22 protein-coding genes are annotated in these 20643 nt (G+C 57.5%); 14 read left to right on the forward strand and 8 right to left on the reverse strand.

The features are described 5' to 3' along the window. Positions 1–2: 2 nt before the first annotated feature. Positions 3–1115 (forward strand): cellulose synthase complex periplasmic endoglucanase BcsZ, encoded by a 1113-nt coding sequence (gene bcsZ / locus HBN79_RS03685; RefSeq protein ID WP_095000190.1) that lies wholly within the window; start codon positions 3–5, stop codon positions 1113–1115. Next, positions 1103–4633 carry a cellulose synthase complex outer membrane protein BcsC gene (gene bcsC, locus HBN79_RS03690; RefSeq protein ID WP_169916319.1) on the forward strand — a complete coding sequence of 1177 codons (3531 nt, stop codon included), beginning with the start codon at positions 1103–1105 and terminating at the stop codon, positions 4631–4633. The genes bcsZ and bcsC overlap by 13 nt, the downstream gene beginning before the upstream one ends. A gap of 106 nt (positions 4634–4739) precedes the next feature. On the opposite strand, the gene gorA is transcribed toward bcsC, so the two are convergent. Beyond that, a complete protein-coding gene (gorA, locus tag HBN79_RS03695) occupies positions 4740–6098 on the reverse strand; it encodes a glutathione-disulfide reductase (RefSeq protein ID WP_095000188.1) in 1359 nt (452 codons plus the stop codon). Positions 6099–6232: 134 nt separating this feature from the next. Continuing rightward, positions 6233–7072 carry a UTP--glucose-1-phosphate uridylyltransferase GalU gene (gene galU, locus HBN79_RS03700; protein WP_016780941.1) on the reverse strand — a complete coding sequence of 280 codons (840 nt, stop codon included), beginning with the start codon at positions 7070–7072 and terminating at the stop codon, positions 6233–6235. A 225-nt stretch (positions 7073–7297) separates the two neighbouring features. Here galU and HBN79_RS03705 point away from each other — a divergent pair, with 225 nt between their 5' ends. Together HBN79_RS03705 and HBN79_RS03710 are read left to right on the forward strand one after the other, a co-directional pair. Next, complete coding sequence (locus HBN79_RS03705; RefSeq protein WP_095000187.1) at positions 7298–7480, forward strand: hypothetical protein; 183 nt, start codon at positions 7298–7300, stop codon at positions 7478–7480. 31 nt (positions 7481–7511) lie between these two features. Then, complete coding sequence (locus HBN79_RS03710) at positions 7512–7793, forward strand: hypothetical protein (protein ID WP_095000186.1); 282 nt, start codon at positions 7512–7514, stop codon at positions 7791–7793. A 40-nt stretch (positions 7794–7833) separates the two neighbouring features. On the opposite strand, the gene HBN79_RS03715 is transcribed toward HBN79_RS03710, so the two are convergent. The 3 genes from HBN79_RS03715 to HBN79_RS03725 form a co-directional block, all read right to left on the reverse strand. After that, positions 7834–8757 (reverse strand): c-type cytochrome, encoded by a 924-nt coding sequence (locus tag HBN79_RS03715; protein WP_169916320.1) that lies wholly within the window; start codon positions 8755–8757, stop codon positions 7834–7836. Further along, the gene (locus HBN79_RS03720; protein ID WP_095019908.1) at positions 8754–9404 is read right to left on the reverse strand and encodes a c-type cytochrome; all 651 of its coding nucleotides are present in this window, start codon (positions 9402–9404) and stop codon (positions 8754–8756) included. Before HBN79_RS03720 ends, HBN79_RS03715 begins: the two co-directional genes overlap by 4 nt. A gap of 182 nt (positions 9405–9586) precedes the next feature. Further along, positions 9587–9940: a hypothetical protein gene (locus HBN79_RS03725; protein WP_095000183.1), complete on the reverse strand. Its 354-nt coding sequence runs from the start codon at positions 9938–9940 to the stop codon at positions 9587–9589. Positions 9941–10149: 209 nt separating this feature from the next. Between HBN79_RS03725 and HBN79_RS03730 the strand changes: the two genes are divergently transcribed. The 6 genes from HBN79_RS03730 to modC all read left to right on the forward strand — a co-directional run bounded on the left by HBN79_RS03730 (position 10150) and on the right by modC (position 13957). Further along, entirely contained in the window at positions 10150–10452 is a 303-nt protein-coding gene (locus HBN79_RS03730; protein WP_048379727.1) for a DUF1883 domain-containing protein, read from the forward strand. 19 nt (positions 10453–10471) lie between these two features. Beyond that, positions 10472–10639, forward strand: coding sequence for a hypothetical protein (locus HBN79_RS03735; protein ID WP_095000182.1), 168 nt, complete (start codon positions 10472–10474; stop codon positions 10637–10639). A gap of 3 nt (positions 10640–10642) precedes the next feature. Beyond that, positions 10643–11293, forward strand: a complete 651-nt coding sequence (gene alkB / locus HBN79_RS03740) for a DNA oxidative demethylase AlkB (RefSeq protein WP_095018547.1) — start codon at positions 10643–10645, stop codon at positions 11291–11293. Between the two features lie 124 nt (positions 11294–11417). Continuing rightward, positions 11418–12185 carry a molybdate ABC transporter substrate-binding protein gene (gene modA, locus HBN79_RS03745; RefSeq protein ID WP_095019906.1) on the forward strand — a complete coding sequence of 256 codons (768 nt, stop codon included), beginning with the start codon at positions 11418–11420 and terminating at the stop codon, positions 12183–12185. Next, positions 12186–12866, forward strand: coding sequence for a molybdate ABC transporter permease subunit (modB, locus tag HBN79_RS03750; RefSeq protein ID WP_095000179.1), 681 nt, complete (start codon positions 12186–12188; stop codon positions 12864–12866). 2 nt (positions 12867–12868) lie between these two features. Continuing rightward, entirely contained in the window at positions 12869–13957 is a 1089-nt protein-coding gene (gene modC / locus HBN79_RS03755) for a molybdenum ABC transporter ATP-binding protein (protein WP_095000178.1), read from the forward strand. Here modC and HBN79_RS03760 read toward each other — a convergent pair. Further along, positions 13932–15230: a Wzz/FepE/Etk N-terminal domain-containing protein gene (locus HBN79_RS03760; RefSeq protein ID WP_169916321.1), complete on the reverse strand. Its 1299-nt coding sequence runs from the start codon at positions 15228–15230 to the stop codon at positions 13932–13934. The two genes, modC and HBN79_RS03760, sit on opposite strands and share 26 nt — an antisense overlap. Before the next feature lie 349 nt (positions 15231–15579). On the opposite strand from HBN79_RS03760, the gene HBN79_RS03765 reads away from it, so the two are divergent. After that, positions 15580–16515 carry a LysR family transcriptional regulator gene (locus HBN79_RS03765; protein ID WP_095024650.1) on the forward strand — a complete coding sequence of 312 codons (936 nt, stop codon included), beginning with the start codon at positions 15580–15582 and terminating at the stop codon, positions 16513–16515. On the opposite strand, the gene surE is transcribed toward HBN79_RS03765, so the two are convergent. Together surE and hemB are read right to left on the reverse strand one after the other, a co-directional pair. Next, complete coding sequence (gene surE / locus HBN79_RS03770) at positions 16512–17288, reverse strand: 5'/3'-nucleotidase SurE (RefSeq protein WP_095000175.1); 777 nt, start codon at positions 17286–17288, stop codon at positions 16512–16514. The two genes, HBN79_RS03765 and surE, sit on opposite strands and share 4 nt — an antisense overlap. An 81-nt stretch (positions 17289–17369) precedes the next feature. Beyond that, positions 17370–18344, reverse strand: a complete 975-nt coding sequence (gene hemB, locus HBN79_RS03775) for a porphobilinogen synthase (RefSeq protein ID WP_095000174.1) — start codon at positions 18342–18344, stop codon at positions 17370–17372. Between the two features lie 250 nt (positions 18345–18594). On the opposite strand from hemB, the gene HBN79_RS03780 reads away from it, so the two are divergent. From HBN79_RS03780 to HBN79_RS03790, 3 genes are all read left to right on the forward strand, one after another. Further along, on the forward strand, positions 18595–18891 hold the full coding sequence (locus HBN79_RS03780; RefSeq protein ID WP_019822791.1) for a winged helix-turn-helix domain-containing protein: 297 nt from the start codon (positions 18595–18597) through the stop codon (positions 18889–18891). A 54-nt stretch (positions 18892–18945) separates the two neighbouring features. After that, a complete protein-coding gene (locus HBN79_RS03785; protein ID WP_095032132.1) occupies positions 18946–19956 on the forward strand; it encodes an NAD(P)-dependent alcohol dehydrogenase in 1011 nt (336 codons plus the stop codon). 80 nt (positions 19957–20036) lie between these two features. Further along, positions 20037–20510, forward strand: a complete 474-nt coding sequence (locus HBN79_RS03790; protein ID WP_095000172.1) for a YbaK/EbsC family protein — start codon at positions 20037–20039, stop codon at positions 20508–20510. The last annotated feature ends 133 nt before the right edge of the window (positions 20511–20643 follow it).

A 20643-nucleotide genomic window follows, 5' to 3' on the forward strand; every position in this document is an offset into this window, starting at 1 on the left:
CCATGAAGCGACTGGCGGCACTTACCCTGAGCTCGACCCTGGGGCTATTGCCTCAGGTGGCGAGTGCGCAATCCTGTGACTGGCCCGCCTGGGACAGTTACAAGAAGGCCATGATGAGCAGCGACGGGCGCATTATCGATGGCTCGTCGGCGCAAATGATCACCACCTCGGAAGGTCAAAGCTACGGGTTGTTTTTTGCCTTGCTGGGCAACGACAAAAAGAGTTTTGCGAGGATTCTCGAGTGGACCCGCAATAACCTCGCCGGTGGCAGCCTTGAGGCTCATTTGCCAGCCTGGCAATGGGGTCTGGCAAAAAACGGCAAGTGGCAGATCCTGGACAGCAACAATGCCAGCGATGCCGACCTGTGGATCGCCTACAGCCTGCTCGAAGCCGGCCGGCTGTGGCAGTGGCCCGAGTATGTCGCGCTTGGGCAGAACATGCTCTGGCGCAGCGCTGCGCAAAGCCTGCGCAAGCTGCCCGGGCTGGGCCTGATGCTGTTGCCCGGGGATGTGGGTTTTGACAGCCCCAAGGGTTGGCGCCTGAACCCCAGCTATTTGCCACCGCAACTGTTGGCCCGTTTTGCGCGTATATCACCGATCTGGGCCGAACTGGCGAGCAACCAGCAACGCATGCTGATAGAGACTTCGCCCAAAGGCTTTGCCCCGGACTGGCTGCAGTGGAAAGCCGGTGGCGGTTGGGCACCGGACAGCAAGGAGGGTTCGCTGGGGGACTACGATGCCATTCGCGTCTACCTGTGGGTTGGCATGCTGGCCCAGGACGCGGCCGGTCGCCAGCCACTGCAACAACATTTTGCGCCCATGGCCAACCTCACCCAAACCCTGAGCTATGTGCCAGAAAGCGTCAATGCCGTTACCGGCAAATACACCGGCACGGGGCCGGTAGGGTTTTCCGCCGCCATGCTGCCGTTACTGTCCAGCCTGGACTCCCCCGCGCTGGCGGTTCAACAGGAACGGATCAAGCAACAGCCGCCTGCGGCCGATGCCTATTACAACCAGTCACTGCTGCTGTTCGGCCAGGGCTGGGATGAACAACGCTATCGCTTTGACAAGGATGGGCAGCTTTTACCTTCGTGGATCAAAACATGCCAAAAATAACAACGTGGGCGTTCCTGCTCGGTGGGTTGTCCACTGCAGCCATTGCACAGCCGAGCACGGTGCAGGAGCAGCAACAATGGCTGCTGGAGCAGGTTCGGATCGGCGAAGCCATGTACCGCGAAGACCTGGTGCGTGACTCTCTGGCACGGCTGCAATTGATCTCACCCAACAACCCGCAAGCGTTGGTAGCGTCGATACGCCAGGCATTGCTGGAGAAAAACCCGGAGCTGGCCAGGCAGCGTCTGGCCCAGTTGCAAAATGTTGCCCCTGATTCGGCGGCACTGCGTCAGGCCCAGAGCCTGATGAAGCTGCAAGACCCACAAAGCCAGAAAGACCTGCAACAGGCGCGCCTGTTTGCTGCGGCCGGTCGTCCTGAAGAAGCCGTGGCGATTTTCGAGCGACTGTTTGGCAATGCCCCGCCGGATTTTGCCACGGCACTGGAATACCTGCGCATCCGCAGCAATATCCAGGGCCAGCGTGCACAGGTCATCGAGCAACTGCGCAGCCTGGACAAACAGTACCCGGGCAACCCCGGCCTGCGTCAGACCCTGGCCGACCTGTTGTTCCGCGAAGACCGTGCGCCAGAAGCCCTGATCGTCCTGCAGCAACTGGCCAAAGACCCGGTCGCCAGTAATGCTGCGGCTGAGCGTGAATACACCTACCTCAGCACATTGCCGGTGGATCGCACATCGGCACAGGCCTGGCAGGGCTTTATTGCGCGCTATCCAAATTCGCCGCTGATTGGCGAGGCCAATAAAAACCTGCAAAAGCAGCAAAGCCTGCTGAATGACCCGGCATGGACCGCCGGCGCCCAGGGCAAGCAAATGATCGACCAGTCGCGCAGCCCGGCAGCCGCCGAAGGCCTGCTGCGCCGCGCTCTAAAACAATACCCCGACGACCCGACCCTTTACGGTGCCCTGGGCATGGCGCAGTTTCGCCAGGGCCGCTATGCCGAAGCCAACAGCAACTTTGCCACCGCTCGCAGCAAAGAACAGGACACATCCAATATCAGCAAGTGGCAAGACCTGATGGACGCCAGCCGCTACCGCATGCTGCTCAGTCAGGGCGACAAGGCCCTTGAACAAAATAACCCGGCAGCGGCGCGCACGGCCTTTACCCAGGCACGCAAGGCCAAGCCCGGCGATGCCGACCCACTCATAGGCCTGGCCAGCGTGGCCCAGGCCGAGCACGACGATATCCAGGCCGAAGCCTTGCTGTTGCAGGCCCGACGCCTTGAGCCCGGCAATGGCAGTGCGGTGCGTGGGCTGATGCGTCTGTACAGCGCGCAAGACCCGCAAAAGGCCAAGGCTTTCCTTGATCGCCTGCCGCCTGCCAGCCAGAAGGAATTTGCCAGCCTGCGCCAGAGCATCGAACTTGACGAACTGAACCGTCAGGCCGATGCCGCTACCGAGCGCAAGGACTGGCCGCAAGTGGTCGCCTTGCTCAGCAAAATCCGTAACCTCAGCCCCGATGAGCCTTGGGTCACTTATCGTCTGGCCAACGCCCAGCGCGAAATCAACCAGCCGGGCGCCGCTGATGACAGCTTCAAACAGCTGATGACTCGTCAGGGTCGCAACCCTGAAGCGCTTTATGCCTACGCGTTGTACCTATCAAGTACCGAGCGCGATGCCAGTGCCTTGAGCGTTCTGGAACAACTGCCCAAGGCGCAATGGAGCGACTCCATGCGTGAGCTTGATACGCGGCTGCAACGCAATGTACTGGTGGCCCGGGCTGAAAGTCTGCGCGCCGCCGGGCAAGAGCCGCAAGCGATTGCCCTGTTGATGCAGAACTCGGACAACGACGATCTGATGACCATCGCTGGCTGGGCCCAGGAGCGTGGTGACTATGAACAGGCGCAAAACCTCTACAGCCAGGTGCTGAAAAAAGAACCGGGCAACATTGATGCGCGCCTGGGCCAGATCGAAACCCTGATTGCCAGCAAACAGCTGCCTTCGGCTCGTCAGCAACTGACACAGTTTACCCCTGCCCCCGGCACGCCATTGACCCCTTCACAGCAACGTCGGGTAGCCAATGCCTGGGCCGCCGTGGGTGAGCCTGAAAAGGCCCAGGCCATCTATGCCCAATTGTTGCAATCACCGCAGGCTGACCCGCTGATGTATCGCGACGCGGCGCGGCTGATGTCGGCCAGGGAGCCGCAAAAGGCACTGGACTACTATGCCAAAAGCATGGCCGCCGCAGGGCTGATTACCCCTGAGCAAGGCAACCCCCGGGACAATCGCGCCATGACCATGGCCAGTCGTGAAAAGGACGATGACGAGTGGCTGGCCCGTAGCTTGCGCAGTGATGTGGACGAACTCTACCAGCGGCAAAATCCGACAGTTCATCTGTATACCGACTATGGCTGGCGTTCGGACGATGCTTCCGCCGGCACTTCGGACACCGACACCCGAACCACCATCCTGCAACTGGACCTGCCGGTGGCCGATGGCAGCGGTTTTCTGCGCGCAGAACAGTTGAATATGGATGCAGGAAAATTCGATGCCGACCCGGACGGACTCGTGCGCGAGAACTACGGCACCTGTGCTGTGGAGGTCAATCGCAAGGGTACCAATGGCCCTGACTTCTCTGGCTGCGATGACCGCTCGCAATCGGTCAACGGCACGATGATGGCGGCGGGCTGGAAAAACGAGGTGTGGAACATCGATATCGGTCGTACACCGGATAACTTCAAGGTACCCAACTGGCTGGGCGGCGTGGCCTACAGCAGCAAGATCGGCTCACTGGGCTGGACCCTGACCGGTTCACGTCGCCCGCTGAGCAACTCGATCCTGTCCTATGCCGGGGCTACCGATCCCAACACCGGTGTGACCTGGGGCGGCGTCACGTCCAACGGTGTGACCTTGAGCCTGAGCCACGACGAAGGGGGCGTAGACGGTGTATGGGCCAGTTTCGGCCAGCACTGGTTGCGCGGCAAAAACGTCGAAGACAACCACAAGAGCACGGCCATGGCCGGTTATTACTACCGTCTGGTGGAGCGCGCCGACGAACGTTTACGCACCGGTCTGACACTGATGTATTGGGGGTATGACAAGGACTCGAGTGAATACACTCTCGGCCAGGGCGGTTACTACAGCCCGCAGAAGTACTATTCGATTGGTGTGCCGCTGAACTACGCCTTCCGTACCGCCAACTGGTCGGTGGCATTGGAAAGCTCGGTGAGCTGGTCGTATGCGAAAACCGATGCCAATGACCTTTACCCGCTGGACGGACTGAACAGCAAACTGCTGCAGCGGCTCGATGATGCTGGCTACCAGCTTGCCGACGGTCTGGGGCAGACCTCGGGCGGCAGCAGCACTGGCATCGGTTACCGCGTACAGGGGCTGGTAGAGCGCAGGCTGTCGGATCATCTGGTACTGGGCGGCGGAGTGCTCTATCAACACAGCGATGACTATGCCCCGAGCCGGGCGATGCTCTACCTGCGTTATACCTTCGACGTGTGGCAGGGCAACTTGCCGATGCCGGTGCAACCGTTGATTCCGTATGCCGATTTCAGGTAATTGGCAAATCAGTGTGGGAGCGGGCTTGCTCGCGATCGGAGCGACGCGGTTTAACAGATAGACCGCGCCGTCTGCATCGCGAGCAAGACCGCTCCCACAGTGAAAATCAGCGTTTTACCGGCGTGCGCATGGTCACAAACTCTTCAGCAGCCGTCGGGTGTACGCCGATGGTTTCGTCAAAGTGCTGTTTGGTCGCCCCGGCCTTCAAGGCAATCGCCAGTCCCTGCACGATCTCCCCCGCCTCCGGCCCGACCATATGGCAACCGAGCACCTTGTCGGTGTCAGCATCCACCACCAGCTTCATCAACGTACGCTCCTGGCACTCGGTGAGTGTCAGTTTCATCGGGCGAAAGCTGCTTTCGAAAATCTGCACCTTGTGTCCCGCCTCAATGGCCTGTTCTTCGCTCAAACCCACCGTGCCGATGTTAGGCAGGCTGAACACAGCCGTCGGGATCATTTGGTAATCCACCGGCCGATATTGCTCGGGCTTGAACAGGCGGCGCGCCACGGCCATGCCTTCGGCCAGCGCCACGGGCGTCAACTGCACGCGACCGATCACATCGCCAATGGCCAGGATCGATGGCTCGGCACTCTGGTACAGATCATCCACTTCGACAAAACCGCGCTTGTCGAGTTTGACCCCGGTGTTCTCCAGGCCCAGGTTATCGAGCATCGGCCGACGGCCCGTGGCGTAGAACACACAATCGGCGATCAGCTCGCGACCGTCCTTGAGTGTGGCTTTGAGGCTGCCATCGGCCTGCTTGTCGATCCGCTCGATATCGGCATTGAACTGTACGTCCATGCCGCGCTTGATCAGTTCTTCGTGCAAGTGCTTGCGCACTGCACCATCAAAACCGCGCAGGAACATCTCGCCACGATAGAGTAAGGACGTTTTCGCACCCAAACCGTGGAAAATCCCCGCAAACTCGACGGCGATATAGCCACCGCCCACCACCAGCACACGCTTGGGCAGCTCTTTGAGGAAGAATGCCTCGTTGGAACTGATTGCATGTTCATGGCCCGGGATGTCGGGAATCTGCGGCCAGCCGCCGGTGGCGATCAGGATATGTTTGGCGGTATGACGCTGACCGTTGATTTCAACTTCATTGGGGCCGGTTATTTTCGCGTGACCTTCGATCAGGGTCACACCGCTGTTGACCAGCAAGTTGCGATAAATACCGTTGAGACGATTGATCTCGCGGTCTTTGTTGGCGATCAGGGTCGCCCAGTCAAAGTCGGCCTCACCCAGGCTCCAGCCAAACCCCGAGGCTTGCTCGAAATCTTCAGCAAAGTGCGCGCCGTATACCAGCAGCTTTTTCGGCACGCAGCCAACGTTCACGCAGGTACCGCCCAGATAGCGGCTTTCTGCTACAGCCACTTTTGCGCCAAAACCTGCGGCAAAACGTGCAGCACGCACGCCACCAGAACCCGCACCAATGACAAATAGATCAAATTCGTAAGCCATTTCTCTCTCCTAGGCAGGCCATCAGCATAATCGCTCCTGCGCGATTGACCAGCGCTGGAAGTTGCCGACAGCAAAAAAACGAAAAAGCCACCCGAGGGTGGCTTTCTCTTGAAGCGATCTACAACGGGCCGCTATCAGTAAGCTTTGCCGGTTTTGTAGAAGTTTTCAAAGCAGAAGTTGGTTGCTTCGATGTAGCCTTCGGCGCCACCGCAGTCAAAGCGCTTGCCCTTGAACTTGTAAGCAATCACGCAACCGTTTTGCGCCTGCTTCATCAGCGCGTCGGTGATCTGGATTTCACCGCCTTTGCCCGGTTCGGTCTGTTTGATCAGATCGAAGATATCCGGAGTCAGGATGTAACGGCCGATGATGGCCAGGTTGGAAGGTGCATCTTCCGGAGCAGGTTTTTCAACCATGTTGCGCACGCGGTAGAGGTCGTCACCAATCAGGTCGCCAGCGATCACGCCGTACTTGTTGGTTTCTGCCGGATCAACTTCCTGGATCGCGATGATGGTGCAGCGGTACTGATTGTACAGCTTGACCATTTGTGTCAGGACGCCGTCGCCTTCCAGGTTGACGCACAGGTCGTCTGCCAGAACCACGGCAAAGGGTTCGTCGCCGATCAGCGGGCGGCCAGTCAGAATTGCGTGGCCCAGGCCCTTCATTTCGGTTTGACGGGTGTACGAGAACGAGCACTCGCTCAGCAGGCGGCGGATACCGACCAGGTACTTCTCTTTATCAGTACCCTTGATCTGGTTTTCCAGCTCGTAGCTGATGTCAAAGTGGTCTTCCAAAGCGCGCTTGCCGCGGCCCGTCACGATGGAAATTTCAGTCAAGCCAGCGTCCAGTGCTTCTTCAACCCCGTACTGGATCAGTGGCTTGTTCACCACCGGCAGCATTTCTTTTGGCATGGCCTTGGTCGCTGGCAAAAAGCGAGTGCCGTAACCGGCTGCTGGGAACAAGCATTTCTTGATCATATGAGTCCTTTAAAGGGCTGTACGTTCCAAATTTGGCGCAGTCTAATCAGGCAGCATCGACGTTACAATGCTTCTCGATAGCAAACTGATGCCAACCTAGATAAATATTTAGCCCGTTAGTTCCTTTGCGATTGAATTTGATTGGCGCCCATCGTGTTTACCACTACCCGTGATGCCCTTGCGCTATTATCACGCCATTAATCCAGCCAATCAGGCAGCTTTTCGATGTCGGCAACAATCAGCGTTAACGGTTATGAGATCAAACCCGATGAATCGGGCCAATGGTGCGTGTTTGCTGCCTCGGGTGAAAACGTTGCCGGACCATTCAGCTCGCAACAGGCCGCAGCAGAAGTCGCCTCGGTATTTCAGGACCAACCTGAGCCAGCAGCCCGCCGCAGCAAAAAATAACAGCAACTCCACTTATGTGATGGTTACCCGGATGAAGAAAGTTCTGACACTGCTCGCATTGGTGACTCTGGGTGGGTGCGCGACGGCATCCAGCACTTACCTGGCCGATGGCAAACAAGGGTTGAGCATAGACTGTTCTGGCGAGGCCATGTCCTGGGCCAAGTGCTATGAGAAAGCCGAGGCCTCATGTGCCGGTACTGGCTATACCATCATTGCCACGGATGGTTCGCCTGCGCTTGCGCAAAGCGAGAAAACCCTGGGCGCAGATGTAGGTAATTTTAAAAGTCGCACTGTCGTAGTGGCCTGCAAGTAAGGGATACCGCTAAAGCGCATGACTTTAGCGGTAACTGCAATTACCGGGTGCCCTGGCCGACCAAAACGCCATTCACGGTTTGCCCATAAACGTTGACGCCGTCATTGGCATGGAACTTCAACCGGGTTTTTTCCACTGAACCTTCGACCAGTCGAGGGTCCTGTGGCCGTTCGTGGGTGTTGATGTACGCCGCCACATCCCAGGCCTGCTCGTCACTCAAGCTGTTGGCCTTGCCCAGTGGCATGTTGTGCTTGATAAACGATGCCGCGGTATTGATCCGGTGCATGCCGGCTCCCCAGTTGTAGGAATCTTTGCCCCACAATGGCGGCATCACATAGTCCTCCCCCACCTTTTGCCCCTGCCCGTTGTCACCATGACAGACGGCACATTGGTCCTTGTACAGCGCAGCACCACGGCTCAAGTTGTACCCAGCCTTGGGCTCGGGCACATCGGGATACCCTCGTCCCGGCAACTCAACCCCCGTAGGAGCCTTGGTCGACAACCAATAGGCATAGGTTGAGAGCGCCGTGATCTCGCGGCTATCGGCAGCCGGTGGCGTACCGCCATTCATGCTGAACTGAAAGCAGCCCTGCAGGCGTTCGGCAAAGGTATTGACCTTGTCGTTTTTCTTGCGGTACGCCGGGTACATGGGATACGCCCCCCACAGCGGGGCTGAGTTGGCCAGACGACCCTGATCAAGATGGCAGTTCGTACAGTTAAGGCCATTGCCGACAAACTTCGGGGCCTGGAGTTTGGTGTCAACAAACAGGGCATAGCCGTCCATCACCATTTTGCCGTAGGCGTTGTCGGGCAAATCGCTTTGTTGCGGCGGCTGAAAGTAGGTGATGTTATCGGCAGGTGCAGGCACCTTGATCTGCGACTGGTCTTCCATCGCAATGGGCGCTGCATGGACCGCGCTGCCAAAGAGGAAGGATGCCGCACAGGTTGATATCAGACGTTTCATGGTTTGACCTCCTTGTGCCCTACAGTGCTGAAATAGTCGGCAACCGCCTTGATTTCGTCTTCGCTCATGGCCTTGGCGATATGACCCATCAGGTCATTGGGATCGTTGCGCCGGGTGCCATCGCGCCAGGCATTGAGCTGCGCCGTCAGGTACAGCGCCGGTTGATTGGCCAGGGGCGGGAAGGCACTTCCCACCCCCACCCCACCCGGGCCATGACAGCTGACGCACTCGGGTATCTGACGCTCCCAGGCGCCGCGCAAGGCCAACTTTTCTCCAGGGCCTGAAGGCATGGTGCTGCGGTTGATGGCAGGCACCGCAGGGGCCGGCATTGCGGCAATGCTGGCGGTGACCGCGGCAATTTCCTGGTCGCTCAGGGCCTTGGCCAGAGGTTGCATCACCGGGCTGACCCGTTTGCCACTTTGAAAGTCGTGCAGTTGCTTGCTCAGGTAATCGGCAGAAAGACCGGCTAATCGCGGAAACCCGGCAGGTGCCAGCCCCATGCCATCCGCACCGTGGCACGCCACGCAGGCCGTGGCACCCGGTTGGGCACCGCCCTGCAGGTAGATGTTGGGGGTCGGTTGTGCCTGGGTATTGCTCACGGCGAGCAGCATGAGGCTGCTCAATAGCGTTCGCTTGAGTGGAATCATGACCAGCTCCATTATTGTTATATGCTTAGGCCTATAAAATATAAGCCTACAGATCCTAGGAGAATTCTTACCTGGTCACAACACTGCTTCGGATCCAATGGTAAAGCAGGACAAAAAAAACCTGACGTTCGCAAGGCAAACGTCAGGTTGGGGTCTTGCCGCCGGTTGACTGAGATAAGGCGTCAGTCACCGGAAATACAGTGAGTGGCGGCTTTGCGAATATCGCCCGGGCGCACCGGTACATTGGACATGCTTTCGTACACCTTGATACTGCTGCCGCCGGAGCGCTCTTCAATATCAATGACCGCCGTTGGATTGGAGGTCAGCTTTTGCGGGACGATAATCCGAAAACCGTCTTTATGCGGTTCAATCTGAGGTGCCCTGCGTGTGCTGGACAGTTGTTGCACCACACATTGAGCATAGGCGTCGGGCTTCTTGCCCGAAATCACACTCATGGTGGGCAGCGTCTGCTCAATATCGGTAACGGATGCACAGCCACCCAAGGCCAGCAACGCCGCTAATACGCCCCACTTCATAGACATTCTCCGTTAAAGACACTACGACAATGGATATGCGGAATTTCTCCCGGGCCATAGTGAATAAATACTCAATAGTGGCGGATTATCCACGTTTTACGTCAAACTCACCCGCATCACGGCATAATACTCGGCTTTAGCCCCCTGATAGGGCTGAAGCACATGCTATCGTGCTGATTATTCAGCAGATTCACGTTTTTGGAGACACCATGAAATTTATTCACCAGCGCGAGCACCTCAACGAAGACGACATCGTCGTCATTGAGTGCTCCCAGCCTTGCAACATCCGCCTGATGAGCGATGCGCACTTCCGCAGTTTTAAAAATGGTGGCCGCCACTCCTACCATGGCGGCGCCTTCAAGGACTTCCCGGCCCGCATCACCGCGCCGAGCACCGGTTTCTGGAACATCACCATCGATACCGTGACCAGCCGTGCCATCAGCGTAACCCGCAAGCCAAGCTTCAAGCCGACCATTAAAATCGTGCGTCGCTCAAGCTCCAAACTTCGCTAAACCCAAAGCAGGAATTACCGTGCAAACCACCAAGTACGTGATCAAGTACAAGCTCAACGGCGAGCGTCGTTTCGAGTTTGCCCAGCTCCAGTCGGGATCGGAACAAGAAGCTCGCGCAGCACTTGAAAAGATCCATGGCGATGCTGACGAAGTAATTACCGACATCAAGGCAAGCAAGGCACTTTAAGCCGTGGACTTGTTTGCCGAGCAGGACCTGCAGCAGCCCGCCCGTGTCGAGCGTATCAGCGACCAGGCGTTTGCGCTTCGCGGGTTTGCCTTGCCCAAGGCCAAGGAGCTGCTGGCAGCCCTTGATAGCGTTCTGCTGCAGGCACCCTTGCGCCAGATGCAGACGCCCGGTGGCTACACCATGTCCGCCCGACTGAGCAGTTGCGGTGCTCTGGGCTGGACCACTGACCGCGATGGTTACCATTACAGTCCGCTCGATCCGCTAAGTGCCCGACCCTGGCCAGCCATGCCCGGCGTCTTCCTGGCGCTGGCTGCAGCGGCGGCCAGCAGCGCAGGCTTTAGCGGTTTTGTCCCTGATTCCTGCTTGATCAATGCCTATGCGCCAGGCGCAAAAATGTCGCTGCATCAGGATAAAAACGAGCGCTGCCATACCGCACCGATTGTTTCCATTTCTCTGGGGCTGCCGGCGATTTTTCAGTTTGGCGGTTTCGAACGAAGTGACCCGACTCAACGAATAGCATTGTTTCACGGCGACATCATGGTCTGGGGCGGCGTTGACCGCCTGCGGTATCACGGAGTAATGCCCATCAAGCCCGGGCATCACTCACTGTTGGGCGAACAGCGGATCAATATCACCCTGCGTCAGGCAGGCTGAGCCGCAGTTACCTGCTTCACTTCCCCCTTTCCTCGCACGCACGCTGACAAAGCGCTGTAAATATTTCTATATAGCGGATATCTTGCCAACGCCTGACACGGCCTAATAAAAACGGAGTTTTGCCATGAATGTTCGTGCCCGCCCCTTTATCCCTGCCGCGCTGGCTGTTCTGATCGGATGTACCGCATTCACTTCGGTCCAGGCCGATGAAGTGCAGGTTGCCGTGGCAGCCAACTTCACGGCGCCAATCCAGGCCATTGCCAGCGACTTTGAAAAAGACACCGGGCACAAGTTGATAGCGGCCTATGGCGCAACAGGCCAGTTCTATACCCAGATCAAGAACGGTGCACCATTCGAAGTGTTTCTGGCCGCAGATGACACCACCCCCGAGAGACTTGAAAAAGAAGGCGATACCGTTCCCGGTTCACGCTTCACCTACGCCATTGGCACCCTGGCGCTGTGGTCAGCCAAAGAGGGTTATATCGATGGCACCGACAAAGCGCTGCTGGCCAATCAGTACACGCATCTGTCGATCGCCAACCCCAAAGCCGCGCCCTACGGCCTGGCAGCAACGCAAGTGCTGGCCAAACTGGACCTGACTGACAAGGTCAAGAACAAGATCGTTGAAGGCCAGAACATTACCCAGGCCTACCAGTTCGTTTCCACGGGCAATGCCGAGCTGGGCTTTGTCGCCCTGTCGCAGATCTACAAAAACGGCAAAGTCAGCGACGGTTCGGCCTGGATTGTGCCCGAGGCGATGCACGACCCGATCCGGCAAGATGCCGTTATCCTCAAAAAAGGCGAAAACAACCCTGCTGCCAAGGCCCTTGCCGACTACCTTAAAGGTCCTAAGGCCACCGCCATTATCAAATCCTATGGTTACCACCTGTAAATGCCGCTCACGAGTGCTGACTTCGCAGCCATCTGGCTGACTCTGCAACTGGCGTCGCTGACCACCCTCATTTTGTTGCTGGTCGGCACTCCCATCGCCCTGTGGTTAGCGCACACCCGCTCGCGGTTGCGCGGCCCCATCGGGGCGATTGTGGCCCTGCCACTGGTTTTACCGCCCACTGTCATAGGTTTCTATCTGCTGCTGGCGATGGGGCCCAATGGTTATGTTGGCCAGCTCACCCAGTACCTGGGTCTGGGCACACTGACTTTCAGTTTCGCCGGGCTGGTGATCGGTTCGGTGATCTACTCCATGCCCTTTGTCGTGCAGCCTTTGCAGAATGCATTTACAGCCATTGGCCCCAGACCGCTTGAAGTCGCCGCGACTCTGCGGGCCAACCCGTGGGATACCTTCTTCAGCGTCATTGTGCCTCTGGCCCGACCCGGCTTTATAACGGCCTCTATTTTAGGGTTTGCCCATACGGTCGGTGAGTTTGGCGTGGTACTGATGATCGGCGGCAATATCCCGGAAAAAACCCGTGTGGTGTCGGTGCAGATCTACGACCATGTCGAGGCACTGGAGTATGCTCAAGCACACTGGCTGGCAGGGGCGATGGTGGTGTTTTCCTTTCTGGTGCTGCTGGCGTTGTATTCAAGCCGCAAATCGCAAACCGGCTGGAGCTGAAGATGACGTCGCAGATCAACCTTCGGTTGCAGCACCGCTACCCCGGTTTTGCTCTCGACCTGGACCTGCAACTGCCGGGCAAGGGGGTCACCGCCCTCTACGGTCACTCCGGCTCGGGCAAGACCACCTGTCTGCGCTGTATCGCCGGTCTCGAACGCGCCAGCCAGGCCTATGTACAGGTCAATGATCACATCTGGCAAGACAGCCAGCGCAATCACTTCGTACCGGTGCACCAGCGGGCGCTGGGCTATATCTTTCAAGAAGCGAGCCTGTTCCCCCACCTGTCGGTGCGGGCCAATCTTGAATTCGGCCTCAAGCGCATTGCCCATCAGGAACGTCGAGTGGATCTTGCCCATGCCACCGAACTACTGGGCATCACCCACCTGTTGACGCGTGCACCGCACAACCTGTCCGGCGGCGAACGCCAGCGGGTCGGTATCGCCCGGGCCTTGCTCACCAGCCCGCAACTGCTGTTGATGGACGAGCCCCTGGCCGCACTGGACAACCAGCGCAAAGGCGAAATACTGCCCTACCTTGAGCGCCTGCACGCCGAACTGGATATCCCCGTGCTCTACGTCAGTCATTCTCTGGACGAAGTTGCGCGCCTGGCCGATCATATTGTGTTGCTCAGCGAGGGCAAGGTACTGGCCAGCGGCCCTGTCAGTGAAACCCTTGCCAGGCTCGACCTGCCACTGGCGCGCGGGAATGATGCCGCAGTGGTGATTGAGGGCCGGGTCAGCGATTACAACCTAAACTACCAGCTGTTGACTCTGCACCTGCCCGGCAGCGCCCAGCAGCTGAGGGTTGCCCATGCCTCAATGGCCATCGGCCAGCCGTTGCGCGTCAAAGTGCAAGCCCGGGATATCAGCCTGACCCTGGCCCCGTCGGAGCACAGCAGCATCCTTAATAGCTTGCATGCAAGGGTGGTCAGCGAAACGGCCGCCGACAACCAGGCTCATGTGCTGATACGCCTGGATGCCGACGGCACTCCCCTGCTCGCCCGGATAACCCGTTACTCCCGGGACCAATTGGGCCTGCACCCCGGGCAATTACTATGGGCGCAGATCAAATCGGTGGCTGTTCTGGCCTGATGCCTTGCTTGCGCCGCTGGAGCAGGAAGCGCACGGTCGCAATCGTCAGCCCCGCCAACAGGCCCAGAACAAGTGCCAGAGCGACTATCAGGGCCTTTTTCGGCTTGATCGGATCAGTCGGCATCTGTGCCTTGCGATCAATACTGACCAACCCAAGCTGGCTCATATCCGTATTCAGGCGGCCAAGGCGCACGGCTTCGGCACGCAAGGGCTCGATGTCATTGAGGAATACATCCTCATTTGAGCGTTTACCAAGCATTTCGACCTGGCGATTGACCTCAAGCAATTGAATCTTTTTGCGGATCTGCGAGATACGGTTATCGGTAAAATCGTCCGTGGTTCGCTTGAGCAAGGCTGCACGCTCGGCCTCCAAGGCCTGGGACCCCATAAAGTACAAGGGGATACTTTGCGAAGTGATTTCGGTGCGCACCAGCCTGGCCGATGAGCCCTGCGCCGCATCAGCCATCGCCGACGGTGTGGTCGGACGGGTAATACCCAGGGATTTGGCAATGGCGATAGCTTCGTCAAGCTGCTGTATGCGCGCTTCCCGCTCGATTTTCAGCTGCAGGCGCAAGGCCTTCAGCTCATCCTCCAACTGCGCCTTTTGGAGGCTGTCAGTTTCAAGGAATGTGGCAATTTTTTCTTCTTTATCAGATGTATAGCTTGAGCGTGCGGCATTTATCTGGGCGTCCAGCTCTCTGAGCCGGTTACCAATAATAACCTTGAGGTCGGCACTGATTTGCTCGCGCTGCTTGGTGATCGCGTAGTCAACAAAACCATTGAGAATCGCAACCCCATCAAGGGAGGCCGGGTATGTTAGCTCCAGCTTGAGATAAGGATTATCTGAACTGGCCTTATTGGGCGCAGGCTGAACCAGATTGAATGCATCCCGGTTAAACACTTCCAAGCTTTGCTCCAGACTTCTGCCAGGTTGAACCAAAGGTTTGAACAAGTCCTGGTGGTCGCGAAAAAAACTCAACCGGTTTTCATAAGACTCAAGTGCCAGGCCAACTTTAAGCAAGGCATCAGCAGCAGGCAGGGTATAAACCTGGGAGCGGTTAAGGGCATCAAGCTCATTGATAGCTGCAGGGCGCAGCAGGCTGCTGGTTTGATAGACCTGTTGCGCAAACGACACATAGCCAAGTGCCATCAATCCGGCAATGACTACGGTGCCGCCAATCAGTTTTTTTTGTCGCCAAAAAGAATGGATCAAGTCAAAAAAATCGATCTCAGCGTCGACTTTACGTCCTTGTGGGTACTGATGAATAGTCAAATGAATGCACCTTGTAAATAAAGCTTAGTCAAGCTGGCTACTGAGGGCGTATCGATCACATGATGACGCAATGTGTTTGACAGGCAATTCCTAGAAAAATTCGCATCTTTATAAATCAAGCACATAGAACAACAAAAGCAAGTAATTAGAAAATGATATCCAACATCTTTATTAAAAATAGGATGCACCCTAGTTTCTAATGAGAATTGCCTCACAAAAAATAAAGGCAAAATAACAATGTGTCTGTGCCGTTTTCATCGAATCTCCACGCCAGGACGGCACAGCTTCCTGGACTGTGTAATTATTGCCGCCACAAGAAAGCACGCTTACGTGTGGGGTAATAATCAGAATGGATATTTTTCAGGCGATGCGGGTGTTTGTCCGCGTAGTCGAAACCGGCAGCTTTACCGCTGCGGCGCAGGCTCTGGGTTATTCAACGGCGCAAACCTCACGGTTGCTGTCAGAGCTTGAGTCCTCGCTGCAAGCACGGTTGCTGCAGCGCAGCACACGGCGCCTGGCCTTGACCGAGGTGGGTGCGCGTTACCTGGAACGCTGCCGGTTGATACTGAGCGAGATTGAAGATGCAAATGCTGAAGCAGCGGGGGCGCACTTGATCCCCCGTGGCCATTTGCGTGTGCAATCAACTACAGGTCTGGGGATCCAGCTACTGGCACCGCTGGTAGCCCGTTACACGGAGCTGTATCCGCAAGTCCATGTCGATCTCACACTGTCACAACGCCAGCCCGATCTGCTTGAGGAGGGCCATGATCTGGTGATTACCCTGTCGGCCCACCTGCCGGACTCGGAATTGATCGGCCAACCGCTGGGCAGCATTTTCAGTGTCATCAGTGCTGCGCCTTCCTACCTCGAGGGTCGGAACATCCCGAAGGTTCCTGAGGATCTGCACCAACACCGCTGCCTGCATCTGGTTGACCCATTGTTTACCGACAGCTGGACCTTTCGTGATGATGAGGGCGAGCAAGTCATCCGCCCCGGTAACGTATTTCAGGTCAACGTGGCCGAGGCCATGGCGAAGGCCGCCGAGGCCGGGCTTGGAATCTGCCTGCTGCCTGATTATGTGGCGGTGGGTTCTTACCAGCGCGGCTCACTGGTGCGCCTGCTGCCGCATTATCGGCTGCATGAAAAAAACATCTATGCACTCTACCCTTCCCGGCGATTTCTGGATGCCAAGGTCAAGACCTGGGTCGAGTTTTTGAAAGAGGAGATACCCAAAGTGCTTGAAAGACACCAGGCCATCGTCGATGACCCGGCGCACTGGGCTTAGACGACTTGAACCGCCGTACGCAGATGCTCGCGCAAGGCGATGGCGGTGCGATCAAACTCCAGTGGTGTCACTGAAATACCACCCTGGGTGACCACGCGGGTTTCGGTATCCAGCGCTTCCGGGTGCTGGTGGCGAGTGATGCTGAGCCAGTAATACTTGGCTTCGCGAAAGTCGGTACGCTCGATGGCTTCCACCCCGTCCATGCGACCGGCGCCCTGGCGGGTGATCTGGATCGGGCCGGCCTCATCGGCAGGCACGTCAGGGAAGTTGATGTTCAGGCACGCAGACTGCTCCCAGCCCTTGCCCAATAGTTGCCGGATAACACCAGGGGCCAGTGCACGGGCCGTTTCCCAGCGTACCGAGCTGCGGCGGGTAAAGTACTGGCTCAAGGCGATGGATGGAACGCCCATCAACAAGCCCGTCATGGCAGCACCCACGGTTCCTGAAAACAGGGTTTCAACCCCAAGGTTGGCACCTTTGTTGATGCCGGAGAGCAACAGCTGCGGGGGTTTATCCAACAACTGCTGCAAGGCCATCGCGACACAGTCTGCCGGTGTTCCTGAAACCGAAAAACGCCGCTCGCCACGTTTTGTGACGCGCAAGGGGTGGTGAATACTGATTGCCGTGGATATACCGCTCTGGTCATGGTCAGGCGCCACGACCCACACTTCGTCCGCCAACTCACGGGCCACCGCTTCCAGCACTGCAAGGCCTGGAGCGTCGATCCCGTCGTCGTTGGTGATCAAGATTCGTTCGAGTCGAGCGTCTGGCATGAGGGGGCTCCTTGAGTGGGATGAAGCAGCTGCAAGCTATCAGATAAAACTAGCTTGATGCTTGCAGCTTGCAACTATCCCTTAAATTCCCTGCAGGGCCAGATCCATCGCGAAATAAGTCAGGATCATGTCGGCACCGGCACGCTTGATCGACCCAAGGCTCTCGCGAACGACGCGGGCCTCGTCGATGGCCCCGGCCTGGGCGCCAAATTTGATCATCGCGTATTCGCCGCTCACCTGGTAAGCCGCCAATGGCAGATGCGAGGCCTGGCGGATATCGCGAATAATGTCCAGATAGGCACCGGCAGGCTTGACCATCAGCACATCTGCGCCTTCCTGCTCGTCCAGCAATGACTCACGGATTGCTTCACGGCGGTTCATCGGGTTCATCTGATAAGACTTGCGGTCGCCCTTGAGCGCGCTGCCCCCAGCTTCACGGAACGGGCCATAGAGGGCCGAGGCAAACTTGGTGGAGTACGCCATGATCGAGGTGTCGGTAAACCCTGCACCGTCCAGGGCGCTGCGGATGGCCTGCACCTGGCCGTCCATGGCAGCTGATGGCGAGATAAAGTCGGCACCGGCCGCTGCGGCGGCAACTGCCTGCTTGCCCAGGTTGATCAGGGTCGCGTCATTGTCGACGCCGTGGTCATGCATCACGCCGCAATGGCCGTGGGAGGTGTATTCACAAAAGCAGGTGTCGCTCATCACCACCATGTCCGGCGCGGCATCCTTGCTGATACGCACCATGCGCGACACCAGGCCATCTTCACGCATGGCATCGCTGCCGGTTGCGTCCAGATGATGGGAAACACCGAACAGCATCACCGACTTGATACCCGCACGGGCGTAACGCTCGATTTCACCGGCCAGTTTTGACTCGGGAATACGCATTACACCGGGCATGCTGGTGATCGGCACAAAATCGTCGATTTCTTCTTCGACAAAAATCGGCAGCACCAGATCATTCAGGCTGAATTCGGTTTCCTGAAACATGTCGCGAAGGGTCTGGGAGCGGCGCAGGCGGCGCGGACGTACAGCGGGGAACTGGTTAGGCATCATGGTTCCTGATGGGCAGATTCAAAAAACAGACGAGCCTTGGCTCAATGGCGCAACAAATACAGGATTGATCCTGCAATTGCAAAACATCCGCCCGGCCTGCGGCCGGTGGTCGCGGGGTGTTTCTTGAGGGAAATGCCGGGGCTGACAGCTACACCTCATAGCCTGTATCGCGAGCAAGCCCGCGCACAGGCCAGGGCAATCGGTCATATGCTTGAACATTTCGTTAAAAAGCGTAACATTGCCGACCATGATACTCGAACAGCTCAAAGCCCTGGGCAATGACACTCGCATGCAAATGATGGAGTGGCTCAAAGACCCGCTCAGCAATTTCCCGCCTCAGGATCACGGTGATCCTGCCATCGGCGTGTGCGTGACCCATCTGCAGCACAAGGCCGGGTTGTCGCCTTCTACTGCTTCGGCGCATTTGGCTATCTTGCAGCGCGCCGGCTTCGTCCTGACCACCCGCATCGGCAAGTGGACCTACTACCGACGCAATGAACAGGCGATCGATGACTTTGCGGCTAGGCTGAAAATCGAGTTGTAATTTTTAATTATACATTTCGTTATTTCGCGCAATGTAAAAATATGAGGAAGCCCCATGAGCACCAAAGCAATTTTCGTCCAACCTGGCGGCGGTTATGACAATGTAGTGGTTGGCAGCAGTGAAGCGCGCGCCCCCCGGAACGGCGAAATCACTGTACGTTTGCACGCCAACTCACTGAACTACCATGATTTTGCTGTCGTAAGCGGCATGTGGGGTCCGAGCGAAAATCGCATCCCCATGGCCGATGGCGCTGGCGAAGTAATTGCCGTTGGCGCCGATGTCAGCGAATTCAAGGTGGGAGATTCGGTGGTCAGCACCTTCTTCCCGGACTGGATCGACGGCACCCCTCTGGTTGAAGGTTTTGTTACCGTACCCGGTGATGGCATCGACGGTTATGCCCGCGAGCAGGTAACCGCCAAAGCCACGTCCTTCACCCTGGCACCCACCCGCTGGAGCCATGCCGAAGCGTCAACCCTGACTACAGCCGGCCTGACCGCATGGCGCGCATTGATGGCCGACGATTCGCTCAAGCCGGGCGACACGGTATTGGTGCAAGGCACCGGCGGTGTTTCGATTTTCGCCCTGCAGTTCGCCAAGATGGCCGGTGCAACGGTCATTGCCACCTCCTCCAGCGATGAAAAACTGGAGCGCCTCAAAGCGCTGGGCGCAGACCACGTGATCAACTACCGCAAGGACACCCACTGGGGTGAAACCGCCCTGGCCCTCACCGGCGGGCGCGGTGTTGACCACATTATTGAAGTCGGCGGCCCTGCGACACTTGAACAGTCGATGATTGCCATCCGTGTGGCCGGGCATATCTCGATCATCGGCATCCTCAGCGGCGTTAGCGGCGCAATGAACTTTGTCCCGATGCTGGTCAAGCAAGCCCGCCTGCAAGGCGTGCTGGTCGGTAGCCGCAGCCAGCAGCAAGACATGATTCGCGCCATCAATGCCAACGGCATGCGCCCTGTAATAGATCGCCACTTCCCCCTGACGGACATTGTCGAGGCTTTCAAGTACCAGGAAACCAACCAGCATTTCGGCAAGATCATTCTGGACATCTAACCGCGACATCGCCGATGGCGCATTGACAGTGCGTCATCGGCTTCTCTAGATTCAGGCTTTTGCCCAGAGAGCCGAGTCTGATGAGCCTTGAATCCGTACGCGCATTTTTTCACGCCAACGCCCCTGACCTGCACATTATCGAATTGGCCACCAGCACCGCGACGGTCGCTCTGGCGGCCGAGGCCCATGGGGTGGAACCTGGTCAAATCGCCAAAACCCTGGCCTTTCGCGTCGGCGAACGCAACGTTCTGCTGGTGGCCCGCGGCGATGCACGTATCGATAACAAAAAAATCAAGGATGCCCTGGGCAGCAAAGCCAAAATGCTCGATGCCGAAACCGTCGTTGCCTTGACCAGCCATCCGGTGGGGGGTGTTTGCCCATTCGGCTTGGCCACCGATCTTGCCGTGTACTGCGATATTTCCCTGCAAAGCTTTAGCGAAGTCATGCCTGCAGCCGGGGCCACGCATACGGCTGTGAAAATTTGCCCGACACGCATGGCGGATCTGGTTAACGCGCAATGGGTCGATGTGTGTCAGCCCCTACCTGCCGCCTGAATTCCAGGAAAAGGCTCTGGAACGGGCATCTGCGCGAGATTGATTGTCTGACAATGTAGAAAATACAGTTGCGATCGATTATCATCCGCTGTTCGCGCAGCATCCTGCAACCGTCTATCAACATAACTAAAAC

It is taken from the genome of Pseudomonas sp. WS 5051, from assembly GCF_012985715.1.
Taxonomy (GTDB): Bacteria; Pseudomonadota; Gammaproteobacteria; order Pseudomonadales; family Pseudomonadaceae; genus Aquipseudomonas; species Aquipseudomonas bubulae.

Excerpts from the sequence above, each read along its gene's own strand:
- HBN79_RS03785 (WP_095032132.1), top strand. The coding sequence starts at position 18,946 with ATGAGCACCAAAGCAATTTTCGTCCAACCTGGCGGCGGTTATGACAAT.
- gorA (WP_095000188.1), bottom strand. The coding sequence starts at position 6,098 with ATGGCTTACGAATTTGATCTATTTGTCATTGGTGCGGGTTCTGGTGGC.
- bcsZ (WP_095000190.1), top strand. The coding sequence starts at position 3 with ATGAAGCGACTGGCGGCACTTACCCTGAGCTCGACCCTGGGGCTATTG.
- HBN79_RS03790 (WP_095000172.1), top strand. The coding sequence starts at position 20,037 with ATGAGCCTTGAATCCGTACGCGCATTTTTTCACGCCAACGCCCCTGAC.
- HBN79_RS03720 (WP_095019908.1), bottom strand. The coding sequence starts at position 9,404 with ATGATTCCACTCAAGCGAACGCTATTGAGCAGCCTCATGCTGCTCGCC.
- bcsC (WP_169916319.1), top strand. The coding sequence starts at position 1,103 with ATGCCAAAAATAACAACGTGGGCGTTCCTGCTCGGTGGGTTGTCCACT.
- HBN79_RS03780 (WP_019822791.1), top strand. The coding sequence starts at position 18,595 with ATGATACTCGAACAGCTCAAAGCCCTGGGCAATGACACTCGCATGCAA.
- surE (WP_095000175.1), bottom strand. The coding sequence starts at position 17,288 with ATGCCAGACGCTCGACTCGAACGAATCTTGATCACCAACGACGACGGG.
- HBN79_RS03715 (WP_169916320.1), bottom strand. The coding sequence starts at position 8,757 with ATGAAACGTCTGATATCAACCTGTGCGGCATCCTTCCTCTTTGGCAGC.
- HBN79_RS03725 (WP_095000183.1), bottom strand. The coding sequence starts at position 9,940 with ATGAAGTGGGGCGTATTAGCGGCGTTGCTGGCCTTGGGTGGCTGTGCA.
- modC (WP_095000178.1), top strand. The coding sequence starts at position 12,869 with ATGACGTCGCAGATCAACCTTCGGTTGCAGCACCGCTACCCCGGTTTT.
- HBN79_RS03705 (WP_095000187.1), top strand. The coding sequence starts at position 7,298 with ATGTCGGCAACAATCAGCGTTAACGGTTATGAGATCAAACCCGATGAA.
- modB (WP_095000179.1), top strand. The coding sequence starts at position 12,186 with ATGCCGCTCACGAGTGCTGACTTCGCAGCCATCTGGCTGACTCTGCAA.
- modA (WP_095019906.1), top strand. The coding sequence starts at position 11,418 with ATGAATGTTCGTGCCCGCCCCTTTATCCCTGCCGCGCTGGCTGTTCTG.
- HBN79_RS03765 (WP_095024650.1), top strand. The coding sequence starts at position 15,580 with ATGGATATTTTTCAGGCGATGCGGGTGTTTGTCCGCGTAGTCGAAACC.
- galU (WP_016780941.1), bottom strand. The coding sequence starts at position 7,072 with ATGATCAAGAAATGCTTGTTCCCAGCAGCCGGTTACGGCACTCGCTTT.
- hemB (WP_095000174.1), bottom strand. The coding sequence starts at position 18,344 with ATGCCTAACCAGTTCCCCGCTGTACGTCCGCGCCGCCTGCGCCGCTCC.
- HBN79_RS03730 (WP_048379727.1), top strand. The coding sequence starts at position 10,150 with ATGAAATTTATTCACCAGCGCGAGCACCTCAACGAAGACGACATCGTC.
- HBN79_RS03710 (WP_095000186.1), top strand. The coding sequence starts at position 7,512 with ATGAAGAAAGTTCTGACACTGCTCGCATTGGTGACTCTGGGTGGGTGC.